The sequence below is a fragment of the Caballeronia sp. 11_S32 genome (assembly GCF_056930355.1).
This window is the reverse complement of the sequence record NZ_JBXOWH010000008.1, coordinates 26,001-38,083: the sequence shown is the minus strand read 5'-3', so window position 1 is coordinate 38,083 and position 12,083 is coordinate 26,001. Positions and strand designations below refer to the sequence as shown.

The window sequence follows — 12,083 nt, the reverse complement described above, 5'->3', positions numbered from 1 at the left end:
ATCCTCCATAGTAAATGCAACGCCGCCCGCCTCTGCCCGCAGGGACCGACGACGTGCAAATATTGCTTTCTTACACTTCGTCAGGAGTTATCAAAATGCCCGCTCTAGCCTCAGAGAAGCCCTCCGATTCGGAGGTGAGGAACGAAGGCTTTAGGCTGAACCGCGACCTCGCGAACCAGATAAATGAGATGTTTGATGGAGAACACGCCCGCTCCGAATGCTGGAGTTCGGGAATGCCGATGCTTTTCGAGGGCACGGTGTGGAGCGTGATCGGCGCGATTGTATGGGTCGTCGTTCTGTATCTAGCCTCGTAAGGATATCAAATGAAAACGACAGCATCGTCGACTGATTCTTTAGTCGAACAGGAAGCTCTTGCCGGCCGCATTCCGGTCCTTGCTAATGAGCGCATTTATAAGACGTACGGTTCATTCTTGTGGACATGCTGCACATTCAGCGCGGCGACATGGGCCTTCCTCATCGGCGGATTTCTTCCGTTTGTGGGCGATTGGCGGTTAGGCGTTGCGGGCTATGCAATCGGCCTCGTGATCGGCTTGGCGATTGTCACGCTTGCATCGGGAGGGGCCAGCTTCAAATATGGCTGCGATGTTATCGACGGGTCGAAGCCCAGCTTCGGCTATCGAGGAATCATCGTGCCTCTTTTTGGACTCTTAGCGACGTTGATTGGCTGGACCTACGTGGTTGAGGCTTTAAACGGTCGCGGGGCTGCGAATATCCTCGCCACGATCGCAGGATCCAGTCGGGGAGACGCGTCGCATGAAAAGGTCGTCATTGCTGTAGCGTTGGCCAGTCTCGTCTTGGTGTGGGTAATCACTGTCAAGGGTCCAAAGCTTTTTGAGAAAGTCAACAAGTACGTCGGACCTCTGCATATGCTCATCACTCTGATGATGCTTGGGATACTGTTCTACCGGTTCGGATTTCACGCGCTCTGGACGAAACAGCTGCCGGCCGACCAAATGCTGACCCGAGATCCAGTGAGAGGAATGGCTTTAGCAGTGGAGTTCGGGGCATCGAACGCAATGACTTGGTGGCCGGTGATGGGCGGCTTGACCCGGTTGGTGAAGCATCAGCGGCACGTCATTGGACCCACGGTGATCGGCGCAGGCATGATGGGAGCGGTGTTCGTTTCGACCGTTGCGGCGCTCGCGGCGATCAGTGCTGGGACCCATGATCCGACGATTTGGATGATCACCCTCGCTGGACCGGTGGTCGGAAGTTTCACGATGGCCGTCGTCCTACTTGCTAACGTGGCGACGATGGTTGTAATGATGTATCTCGCCGGCGTGTCGGTACAACAAGTGCGGGCGCTGTCTCGGATTCGTTGGGACCTCTTGTTAGCTTTGATGCTCTTGCCCGGAGCTTGGTTTGCGTTCCGTACGCAGTGGCTTTTGGACGAGGTGATGACTTGGCTGTCGTACAACGGTGCGATGTTCGTGGGCATCACAGGAATTACGCTTGTCGACTACTTCGTCCTCCGACGGGAACGTATTGACCCTGCCCATTTGTACAACAAGAAGCATAGCAAATATGGGTACTGGGGCGGCGTGAATTGGCTGGCCATGTTGATCATCGGATTGACGACTTGGAGTTACTTGACCATGTACAACCCGGTGACGTCTGCGAGCAGCAATAGCTTCAGATATCTGGGCGCGAGCATCCCCAACGTTTTTATCGCAGCGGTTGCCTATTTCTTTGCGGTCAAGTTAGTCCTTCGCCCGCTTGGGAAGGGCGGCTACAAAGACAGCGATGTCTTTAGCCGAGCCACCGCGTCGAAGAGCCAGGCTTCGGAGGCTGTCCAAGTATCGCTATAAGCTTCGCGAGCGGCGGGGGCGCTCCCCGTCGCTCATCAATATGCGCGTGCCGCTACCCGCTTTAATTAGCACTCTAGGTCTCCGCAGGCTACCTATCGCGTAGCACATGAAGTCCGCTCGTCCTTTGCGACCAGTGCGCTGATTCCGGCTGTCGCGAGACATATCCGAAGATCGTAGAGCATCCGAACCGCGATGCATGCGTGCGCTGTCTCATCATTTCAATACAGCTGGGAAGTCGGATCCGGCACTCCCCTTAGTCCAGTAAGTCAATATTGGGCTGTCGAAGCGCTGCGGAAATCAGCGTGCAGGAAAATCTCCTTAGCGCAGGGTGCGGCAGCGGTGTCGTACTCCGATCCGCCGATAGCAAGACAGGAGGAAGGCAACAACACAAAGCCGCCACCCCGAATGATGGTCGCGAACATCAAGTTGCCGACTACCGTCTGAAGTTCGTTATGTAGGTGCACCAAGGTGGCTGCCGTCATCAGGGAAGGCGGCCAACTCTACCTTCGAGGAAACCATGAGAGTTGGATTTGTTGGCGCAGGCTTTATTGCCGAGGCAATGATTGAAGGCTTTTTTCTCCACGGCTATGACGGCCTTGAGGTTGTTGTGTCTCCCCGCAGCCATTCCGTGGCGAACCGGTTGGCTCACAAGCATCCTGGCCACGTGGTAGTAGCTGAGAATAATCAAGCGGTCCTGGATGACGTGGAAAGCGTGGTTCTTGCTATCCGGCCGCAAGACGCCCAGGCAACACTCCGCAGCCTCGAATTTAGTCCGCAGCATCGCGTCATAAGCGTTGTTGCCGGACTACCGCTTGATGTTCTAAAAAGCGTGGTGGCTCCTGCCCAAGCGGTGAGCCTTGCCATCCCTCTGCCAGCTATCGCACGCGGGAAAGCGGCGACTGTCATCATGCCACCCGATGAGCACACCGCGTCTTTGTTTCAGCGTGCTGGCGCTGTGATCGAAGTCAATGACGAGAAATCTTTTGCCGCAATGGGCACGGTGACAGCTCTCATGGCGCCGTTTTTTGTGTTGGCGGAGAGCGCGAGCAGTTGGCTCGTGGAACAGGGCGTGAGCGCCTCGGCGGCACACGCGTATGTGGTACAGCTGTTTGCAGGCCTCGTCGAGACTGCGATTCGAGAGTCGGGGAAGTCGTTCAGCAACCTTGCAACTGAACATGCAACGCCGGGCAGCCTCAATGAGCTAGTTGTTCGTCACTTGAGTGAGCGGGGCGCCTTCGTAGCCGTGACGAGCGGGTTAGATGCATCCCTTCAACGGATGAGTGGCGCGAGCTAACCGCCTCAGTGGCGGATTCGAAGAAGGCGCTGCTGCGTGTTTTCCCGTCCGGAAGATCTGCGGGACATAAAAATTGACTTGGTAGTCAGATTTTCGTGATATAAAGTATGTATGCACGAGGCCGCTGGCTTTGCGGGCAAGCGTCAATCACACATGAGGAACGAACATGGGCGTTCGCATCAATTTCATCAATCCGTTTGGCACGACAGCGTATAACGACCTGATATCGGAAACGCTTACTCCTTACCTGAGCGAAGGTTCGGAGTTGGTTGTTACAAATACCACTGATTGCCCTGAAAATATTGACTACTTCTACAACAAGCATCTTGTGGAAGAGGTCGTTTTCGAAGATGTGATCAAAGCAGAACGCGACGGATTCGACGCGGTGATTGTTGGCTGCTGCTACGACCCTGGCGTCCGCGTCGCTCGGGAGCTCGTCGACATCCCAGTGATCGGACCACTGGAAGCGACCATGCAGTTCGCGCCCTACTTTGGTCACAGGTATTGCCTTGTCACAGATCATGCGAAGGCGGTGCCGTACATGCGCGATCTTGTTCGCCTCTACGGACAAGACTCCTTGTGCACAGATGTGTCTTGCATCAATTGGTTCGTTACAGACATGATCAAGGACCCGCACGCTGTCGCGGCAGATGCCGTTCGGGCAGCTGCTCAGGCGATGGACCAAAAGGGCGCAGAGGCGGTAATTCTTTCCTGTACGATCATTTCCGCGAGCCACGAAAAGTGGTTGCGAGATTCTGGTGCCAAACGGGACCACGCTGTCTTGAACCCAAACACCATGGCGCTCAAGATGGCCGAGTCTTTAGCTCAACTGAGGAAGGCGGGGGCTTACCAAATCAGTCGCAAAGGCTTCTATCAACAAATGCAGCAACACAATGCGGCAGAGTTTGAGGCGGTCCGCAAGCGTTTCGGTCGGAAGTAGTAAATGCCCATCCTTTGAAAGGACCCCGCCTAGGGCGAGGTCAACGCAACTTGCGGATCTTTGTGAATTGTATGGAGAGGAAAATGGGTGATCTATCTGGACGTGTGGCGGTTGTGACGGGAGGTGAAACCGGCATCGGTCTCGCGATCTCAGAAACGTTAGCGCAGCGAGGCGCGAAGGTCGTAATTGGCGGCATCTTTAGCAAAGCCGGTAGCGACGCTGTGGACGCCATCGTTGGAAAGAATGGGACTGCAAGCTTTTTCGAAACGGACGTGCGATTCGAAGACCAGGTCGAGCGCCTTGTTCAGTCGGCGGTGGATCAGTTCGGGCGGGTTGACATCATGGTCAACAACGCCGGGGTCTTTGACGGGTTCGCAGATTGTCTCGAAACGACACTGGACTTGTGGGACAAAGTGGTCGACATTAACCTGAAGGGTTGTTTCCTGGGCACGCGAGCCGCGCTGAAACGGATGATCCCGCAGCGGTCCGGGCGAATCATCAACACATCGTCGGTGGGGGGCTTGCGTGGCGCTGCTGACGGCACGTCTTACACCGCAGCGAAATTCGGCGTTGTCGGGCTTACCCGGCAGGTCGCGTGCACCCACTCGGAGTTCGGGATTACTATCAACGCGATTTGCCCTGGTGTAATTCAAACCGACATACGCAAGAACTCCGGAGCCATCTTGGGTTCGGCCGCGGCAGATCTTATGGCGCGAGGCGTAGGAAGCGACCCGGATGGCTACAAACGCGTCGTGCCGGCGCGCCGGAAAGGTCTCCCGCAAGAGGTAGCCGAAGTAGCGGCGTTTCTAGCCTCAGATGGCGCTAGCTATGTTTCCGGCCAAGCGATCGCCATTGACGGGGCTTGGACCGCAACGTAATCGCTTCGATGAGCTGGCACGAGGCATCAATTCACGCCCACGAGCCGAAAAATACACCCTCTGTGCCACTTTCAACGAGGGCGGAGTATCCAGCGCGCAGGGTTTCTCGCTTATATCGAGCACTGCGGCCCACAAGTCGCAACTCGAACGGGGTTAAGGCTGCTGAAACCGTCGCCCGCCGCTAGCGTACGGGTCGTTCGCTTTGAACTTACCGCTGTTCATGTACTTGCGGCTCTCAAATTGATGAGACTTGGAAATGACAACCGTCTGTTTATCGTTTGATTTTGACGCAGTTTCAATTTGGTTGAGTACCTTCAAGCAAACGACTCCGACGCCGCTGTCGCGTGGCGAGTACGGCGCTCGGGCTGGGCTACCCCGGATCCTCGCACTTCTCGACCGGCAAGGCGTGAAGGCTACCTTCTTCACGCCGGCTCACACAGCACAGACTTTTCCTTCGGAAGTGAAGAAAGTAGTCGATAGTGGTCATGAAGTCGGGGTTCACGGACTTGTCCATGAGTCTCCGGTTGGGCTTTCGTACGACGCTGAACGCAGCGCGCTGATGCAGAGTATCGACATCCTTGAGCGCATCTCCGGAAAGAGGCCCGAAGGATACCGATCGCCCGCGTGGGACCTGAGTGAAAACACCATCTCCTTGATTGAAGAGATGGGACTCCTATATGACAGTAGCTTGATGTCAGCTGATTATCATCCGTTTCGCGCCAGACGAGGGGACGTCCTCACGGACGAGAAGATGACTTTTGGCGTTGAAAGCTCAGTACTGGAATTTCCTGTCGCTTGGGAACTTGACGACTACCCCTACTTCCATTTCGCCGCAAAGCCAATCAACCAAGGTCTTCGGTCTACCGGAGAGGTGTACGAGCTTTGGAAGGCTGAGTTCGACGCGGCGCACGATGAGGGTGGAGTCTTCACTTTAACGTGTCACCCAGAGATTATCGGGCGTGCCCCGCGCGCGAAGATGCTCGAGGATCTCATCTGCTACATGCGGTCGCAGGAAGGCGTTGTCTTCCACACGATGGTCGAAGCGGCGCGAAATTTGAATTTGCATAGTTGACGGCATTTATACGAGGAGCACGAAGATGAGTAGTGAAGGCGCAACGGTAGCGGAACAGATTGGGCAAAACGCCCGATATTTCGAAGAACTTGAGGTCGGTACGGAATGGCTTAGTCCTCGCCGGACGATTACTGAAGCGGACATCGTCATGTTCGCGGCCATCACGGGCGACCATAATCCGGTACACACCGACGAGGAGTTTGCCAAAAATTCGGTCTTCGGCGGCCGTATCCTCCATGGTCCGGCCGCCTTTGCGATCGCCACAGGCCTTGAAAGTCGGCTTGGCATCAAAGAAGGGACGGCGGTCGCATTTCTCGGGATGACATGGGACATGCGAGGTCCAGTGAAGATTGGCGACACTATCTATGTTCGTGAGAAGGTAACTTCGAAGCGTGAAAACAAGAAGCCAACCACGGGCATCGTAAATTTCTATGTGGCGATCGAGAACCAACGTGGCGAGGTCGTCCAGGAAGGCGAGTGGAAAGTGATGATGAAGCGCAAGCCCACAGCGGCGCTGGCTTGAGTTCAGTAGCGCGCACGTCGTGCGCGCGCTGCATGTGTCCGATTCACGCAACGACACAAGTTTAACGGTACGGGAATATCAATATATGGCTTCGGAATTAACAGTTGCGGTTACCGCGTTTCCGGTCAGGCGATATAAATCACTAGACGAGTTTATTGCTCACGTCGAGGGAATCGTACTCAAGGCCAAAGCAGGCGGCGCTTTGGTTGTAGTATTTCCGGAACTTACGTCGACAGGTTTGCTCTGGATCGATGAAGCCGCTGCCGAGGTCACGACCAAGACGGTTGCCGAGCACTACCGGCGCGTGCTCACGCCGTTGTACTCGTCTTATCGTTCGGCCTTGAGTGACTTGGCAAAAAAGCACCAGATTACGATCGCTGGCGCATCGTTTTGGCACGAGCAGGACGCGGACGCCCGAAATACTGCTGGTGTCTATTTCCCCGACGGAGTTGTCTTGCTCCAAGACAAACTTCACATGACGAGGGGTGAACGGGCCATTGCAACACAAGGCGGCGACAGCCTCATCACATTTCACGTGAACGGTGTGAAGTGCGGTTTGTTCGTCTGCTACGATGTCCAGTATCCCGAACTTACTCAACATCTCGTGGCAAATGGCATTGAAGTGCTCTTTGTGCCGTCGTTGACCGACGAGCGCGGCACTTGGCGTGTTTGGCACAGTGCTCATGCGCGCGCGCTCGAAAATCAGATATTTGTCTGTGTGTCAACTTTGGTCGGTCCTCTGGACCTGCCAAGTGACTACAAAACTCAAGCCACCGGCAAGGCGTTTGTGGCGTGTCCAATCGATAATCGGTTCCAAATCGTAGACGGCACCTATGCGCTGAGTCAAGAAGGTGAGGAAGTCCTGCTTAGCACGCTCAACCTAGAAACGCTCCGCGCGTCTCGGGCAAAGGCAGAAGTTCGGCAGCTTCACGACCGTCGGCCGGATCTATACGACCGACTGCAAGCGAATCGGTAGCTTGCACCTTTGAATCTGCGGAGGTTGCGGCGGCGATCCGATTAAGCAGCACGAACGCCGCGAGGGCCTCTCTCACGGCCGAGACGATTGCCGACAGTTTCGCGCGCTGAACGACCCAAACCTCTCCTTCATCCGCCTCTGTGCTACTAGCCGCAAACGCCGAATCTCGGGGGCCGGCGGTCAGTTCGGTTGGCTCGGCAGGCGCTCTACAGACCAAAATAGCGGCGTCATCGCCACCCACGCACCGCGCTGCGCGCCCGCGATTAATGTGGGAACGTCGGCGCATCGAGTGCGTTGCAGTCTTCGTGTTGACTACCCGGTCAAAAAAAAAGACAATGCAACGAGCGCTCGCGGAACGGCGTCATCATTGCATCATCGAACACAACCACGGCCGTCGGGCGCCTGGAGCGGCATACATGGACTTCGAAACGTTTTACGGTGTTGTATACCCAGCGCAGACAGATGCGATGGGGCATATGACGGTGCAGTATTACGTCGCCGCGTTCGACCAAGCAATGTGGCATCTGGTAGGGCGACTGGGATACGATCCTCGGTGGCGAACTGAAAAGCATGAGGGATGGGCAGACGTGCGCTATGAGATTGACTATCGCTCAGAATTGAAAGTTGGCGACCTTTTTACTGTGCGAAGCGGCGTAACAGACGTTGGCACGCGTTCTCTCAAAACACAGCACAAGCTGTTCGGTCCAGCTGGAGAGGTGTCCGCTGAAATTCAAATGGTGTCGGTTTACTTCGATCTTCGCGAGCGAAGAAGTATTGCAATCCCGGATTCCATCCGCAGTAGGGTACGCGATGCGCAAGCAGGCCTCAGCAATTCCGAATGATGGCACGTTCGCGGCCGCGCGGTCGCTGGAGAAAGTATGAAACAGGACAAAAGAGAGGAGCTCAAGGCAAAGAAACAAGCGTATGTTCAGGAGGAGATCTTAGGCTCCGCTGTTGCGCTCTTTGCTGCGCGTGGCTTCCGCGCCGTGACGATCGACGATATCGCTTCGAATTTGGGCTATACAAAGTCGGTCGTTTACTACTATTTCCGCAGTAAAAACGAGATCTTATGGCAGATCTTTACGCGGATCTACGACAGCTATTTCGAAACCATCTCGTCGGCTTTGACCGGTGATCACCCGCCGGAACAGGCGCTCGCCAACATCATACGCGGTCACGCGATGAATGTGATGGAACGCCGAGAATGGACGGCGATCTATTTCAGTGAAGAGAGTGAACTTGATGACAAACAGCGCAAGCTTATATTGAGCCGCAAACGTGAGTACGATGCAAAAATTGAGAGCGTTTACCGCGCTGGGGTCGAAAGCGGGAGATTCCGCGATATTCCCCCGCATGTCGCTGTTAGCGGCATACTCGGAATGTGCAATTGGCTCTACACCTGGTTCAGCGAAAAGGGAGCAATATCGGCGGCCGACATCGCGGAACACTACGTCACGCTGCTAACGAATGGCTACATGCTGGCAAAGCCAGGTAAGCCGGCTACGTCACCGCAAGCGCAAAAATCGGCACGAGTTCAAATCGCTTGAACGAGCAGCTCGTTTAGACAATCCCCGCACAACGCCACGCAAATCCTTGCGGGACGGCAGCTACGTGACCGCTGCCGTCTCAGCTTCCCACCTGCAACGCCTATTTCCCTGCAGGAATCACGGCGAAGCCGTCAACTTCAACACGCGCAATCTCATCGTACAGTTGCACGACTGAGATGAGTACGCTAGCGGGCGCGGCGGCTTGATTGATATATTCAGCACGTACCTTTCGAAGCACGGCGAGCATACTCGGCTCGTAATTCGTTACGTAGTACGTGAGTCGTGCGACTGCTTCGAACCCTACACCAGCGGCCTTCAACGTTGCTTTGATCCGCTCATACACGGCGCGCAGCTGTACTTCGAAGTCTCCCTCGATTGTGTTTCCTTCTTCGTCCACCGGAACGTGGCCGCCCAAGATCAACAATTTTCCTTCGCCCGCGACAAGGACTGCCTGAGACACGCCAGGAAAGGAAGCGCCGGGCGGATTGATCGGTGTCAACATGATTCACCTCGCTAAACGACTGGTTGGACATAAAAACTGACTGCCCAGTATAATACATTTGGCTGAAGTCGGTCGTCTAATTTGTGCGGTCGCGCCGACGCACCGATTCCGCCGAGGTGGGCACCGGTAACAAGTTTGCTAAACATTTAGTTCGGTCCCGAGGGCACTCACTGAGTGTTATCCCTGAGGAACATAGATTTTATTTTGACGAGACGGGCCGTTCGTGCATACTGACTTACCGGTCAGATTTTACGGTCCACGGGTCAAAGAGACTAACCGACGGACCGAGTACGTTGTGGCATGGGTTCGTGCATCGATGCGGCCGACTTCGCCCCGTGGAGCCCGATGGTGGCTCTCGGAAGCCCCAACCTAGTCAAGCGGAATTGAGTGAGCGCTATGAGTGACCTGTCAGAAATGAAAGCCGCCTTCGGAGTCGCGAAAGGAAAGCCGTCGACCGATCTCCTTAAGCTGGAATCGGTCTCGAAGTCGTTTGGTGATCATCGAGTGTTGCACGACGTCAATCTTGAGATGGCTGCGGGGGAAGTGGTGGCTGTCATTGGTCCCAGCGGTTCGGGGAAAAGCACTCTTTTGCGGTGCATCAATCAGTTGGAGCCGCCCAGTTCGGGCTCGATAACTGTCGACGGCGTTAAGATCGTTGCTGGGGGGTCACCTGGTAAAGGGAAGCTGGTTCATTTCCGACGCACCCTTGGAATGGTGTTTCAGTCCTTCAATCTCTTTCCGCACATGACGGTGCTGGAAAATGTTAGTTTGGCCCAGCGGCGTGTGCTAGGTCGCTCGGTCGCTGAGGCAAACGAACGGTCTCTTGCGTTGCTCACGCGGGTAGGTCTGGCGAGTAAGGCGGACCAGTTTCCGTCGCGCTGCTCCGGCGGCCAGCAGCAGCGTATCGCAATCTCCCGGGCACTCGCTCTAGATCCAAAGATCATGCTTTTTGATGAGCCGACGTCGGCGCTCGATCCCGAAGTGGGTCTAGAGGTCCTTGCGGTCATGCGCGAGCTTGCGGATGACGGTATGACAATGATGGTCGTCACTCACGAGATGCGGTTCGCCGAAAATGTCTCTGACAGGGTGATCGTCATGGCAGATGGAGGCATCCTGGAGGAGGGGCCAAGTAAGGATGTAATGCGAAATCCCCGCGTCGAGCGCGTGCAGCGCTTCCTCTCGGCCGTGAGGGATCGGTAATGTCGGATTTCATTCACAACATCGCCATCGCGATCGTCAGCGCGATTCCGTGGACGATTGCCCTTACTCTCACATCCTTCGTGATGGGCGCGATACTCGCGGTTCCGTTGTGTTTCGCCTCCGTTTCACGCATCTCGGGCTTGCGCATTTTTGCGTCGTCCCTAATCTTGACTTTCCGTTCGATCCCGCCGATTGTCTGGTTGTTCTTGATCTTCTTCGGGGTTGGGACATCACTCGTCCAGCTAGACCCATTCACGTCTGCGACAGTGGGCTTAGGCCTCATCACCGCATCGAACCTTTCTGAGATATACCGTGGCGCAATCGCCGCCGTGCCGAAAGGGCAGTTTGAAGCAGGTTCGGCACTTGGTCTGTCGCGTTTTCGTCAATTCACGGACGTCTTGGCCCCGCAGGTATTCAGGATTGCGCTTCCGTCAGCGGCGTCATATTCCATCGGCTTGCTGAAGGATACAGCTGTGGCATCGACGATCGGGGTTCCCGAAATGGCATCAGCCGCTTATCGCGTGTCACAAACGACATTCAAGGGGCTCGAGGTGTACGCCGCGTCAGGATTGCTTTACTTTCTGATCAGCCTTGGCATGGCCTATTCAACTAGAGCTCTCGACAAACGCCTGAAGATGAGGATCGCGCGATGAGAGAAATCCTGTCGCTGTGGCTAGAATGGCTGCCTAACCTATCGGTTGGCCTTCTCACGAGTTTGGAAGTGACGGTCCTCTGTATGCTGATCGGCGTGCCGCTAGGATTGCTATTCGCCCTCGGGGTCGCTGTGCGAACAAAAGCGCTCCGGTTTATCACGGTCGCGCTCGTCGAATTAGGTAGAGGTGCTCCTGCGCTGATTCTGCTGCAATTCTTCTATTTCGGACTGCCGACGACGGGCTTAACACTTTCATCCTTTACGTCGTCGGTCCTTGCACTGGCCTGGTGCACGGGCGCGTACACAAGCGAGATCATTCGGGCTGGGCTCCAGGCTGTGCCGCATGGGCAGCGGGAAGCATCGTATGCCATCGGGTTGACAGAACTAGACACTCTTAGACTGGTCGTCCTACCTCAGGGCTTGCGGGTTTCAATACCGCCTCTCTTGGGCTTCGCGCTGATCATGTTACAGGCAACGTCGTTGTGTTTTACGGTGGCTCTGCCTGAACTTGTGACACGCGCTAACCAGATCGGGACGACGACATTCCTATATATGCCAGTACTGTTGTTGGCTGCACTAATGTACACAGCGATCTGCGTGCCTTCAACGCTTCTCGTAGGCCGACTAGAGCGTCGACTGTCGAGACATGAAGCATAGGCAAGGCTGGGAC

At 55.5% G+C, this 12,083-nt stretch carries 14 protein-coding genes; 13 read left to right on the top strand and 1 reads right to left on the bottom strand.

The window, feature by feature from the left end; all coding sequences use genetic code 11:
* Window positions 1-95: 95 nt before the first annotated feature.
* The 10 genes from AC1Z32_RS41565 (at window position 96) to AC1Z32_RS41520 (ending at window position 9,059) form a co-directional block, all read left to right on the top strand.
* Entirely contained in the window at window positions 96-314 is a 219-nt protein-coding gene (locus AC1Z32_RS41565) for a hypothetical protein (RefSeq protein ID WP_483484689.1), read from the top strand.
* A gap of 9 nt (window positions 315-323) precedes the next feature.
* A complete protein-coding gene (locus AC1Z32_RS41560; protein ID WP_483484687.1) occupies window positions 324-1,829 on the top strand; it encodes a cytosine permease in 1,506 nt (501 codons plus the stop codon).
* A 517-nt stretch (window positions 1,830-2,346) separates the two neighbouring features.
* Window positions 2,347-3,123 carry an NAD(P)-binding domain-containing protein gene (locus AC1Z32_RS41555; protein WP_483484686.1) on the top strand — a complete coding sequence of 259 codons (777 nt, stop codon included), beginning with the start codon at window positions 2,347-2,349 and terminating at the stop codon, window positions 3,121-3,123.
* A gap of 166 nt (window positions 3,124-3,289) precedes the next feature.
* On the top strand, window positions 3,290-4,063 hold the full coding sequence (locus tag AC1Z32_RS41550) for an aspartate/glutamate racemase family protein (RefSeq protein WP_483484685.1): 774 nt from the start codon (window positions 3,290-3,292) through the stop codon (window positions 4,061-4,063).
* A gap of 83 nt (window positions 4,064-4,146) precedes the next feature.
* Window positions 4,147-4,941: an SDR family NAD(P)-dependent oxidoreductase gene (locus tag AC1Z32_RS41545; RefSeq protein ID WP_483484684.1), complete on the top strand. Its 795-nt coding sequence runs from the start codon at window positions 4,147-4,149 to the stop codon at window positions 4,939-4,941.
* Window positions 4,942-5,197: 256 nt separating this feature from the next.
* A complete protein-coding gene (locus AC1Z32_RS41540) occupies window positions 5,198-6,013 on the top strand; it encodes a polysaccharide deacetylase family protein (RefSeq protein WP_483484683.1) in 816 nt (271 codons plus the stop codon).
* A gap of 25 nt (window positions 6,014-6,038) precedes the next feature.
* Window positions 6,039-6,536 (top strand): MaoC/PaaZ C-terminal domain-containing protein, encoded by a 498-nt coding sequence (locus tag AC1Z32_RS41535; protein WP_483484682.1) that lies wholly within the window; start codon window positions 6,039-6,041, stop codon window positions 6,534-6,536.
* A gap of 19 nt (window positions 6,537-6,555) precedes the next feature.
* Window positions 6,556-7,512, top strand: a complete 957-nt coding sequence (locus tag AC1Z32_RS41530) for a nitrilase-related carbon-nitrogen hydrolase (protein ID WP_483484681.1) — start codon at window positions 6,556-6,558, stop codon at window positions 7,510-7,512.
* Between the two features lie 416 nt (window positions 7,513-7,928).
* Entirely contained in the window at window positions 7,929-8,354 is a 426-nt protein-coding gene (locus tag AC1Z32_RS41525) for an acyl-CoA thioesterase (RefSeq protein ID WP_483484680.1), read from the top strand.
* Between the two features lie 36 nt (window positions 8,355-8,390).
* Window positions 8,391-9,059 carry a TetR/AcrR family transcriptional regulator gene (locus tag AC1Z32_RS41520; protein ID WP_483484679.1) on the top strand — a complete coding sequence of 223 codons (669 nt, stop codon included), beginning with the start codon at window positions 8,391-8,393 and terminating at the stop codon, window positions 9,057-9,059.
* A 100-nt stretch (window positions 9,060-9,159) separates the two neighbouring features.
* Here the strand turns inward: AC1Z32_RS41520 and AC1Z32_RS41515 are convergent, their stop codons facing one another.
* Window positions 9,160-9,561 carry a RidA family protein gene (locus tag AC1Z32_RS41515; RefSeq protein ID WP_483484678.1) on the bottom strand — a complete coding sequence of 134 codons (402 nt, stop codon included), beginning with the start codon at window positions 9,559-9,561 and terminating at the stop codon, window positions 9,160-9,162.
* Window positions 9,562-9,957: 396 nt separating this feature from the next.
* Here AC1Z32_RS41515 and AC1Z32_RS41510 point away from each other — a divergent pair, with 396 nt between their 5' ends.
* From AC1Z32_RS41510 to AC1Z32_RS41500, 3 genes are read left to right on the top strand one after another with little or no spacing between them, the layout of a single operon-like run.
* Entirely contained in the window at window positions 9,958-10,761 is an 804-nt protein-coding gene (locus tag AC1Z32_RS41510) for an amino acid ABC transporter ATP-binding protein (protein WP_483484677.1), read from the top strand.
* A complete protein-coding gene (locus AC1Z32_RS41505; protein ID WP_483484676.1) occupies window positions 10,761-11,414 on the top strand; it encodes an amino acid ABC transporter permease in 654 nt (217 codons plus the stop codon). Before AC1Z32_RS41510 ends, AC1Z32_RS41505 begins: the two co-directional genes overlap by 1 nt.
* Window positions 11,411-12,070: an amino acid ABC transporter permease gene (locus tag AC1Z32_RS41500; RefSeq protein WP_483484675.1), complete on the top strand. Its 660-nt coding sequence runs from the start codon at window positions 11,411-11,413 to the stop codon at window positions 12,068-12,070. The genes AC1Z32_RS41505 and AC1Z32_RS41500 overlap by 4 nt, the downstream gene beginning before the upstream one ends.
* The last annotated feature ends 13 nt before the right edge of the window (window positions 12,071-12,083 follow it).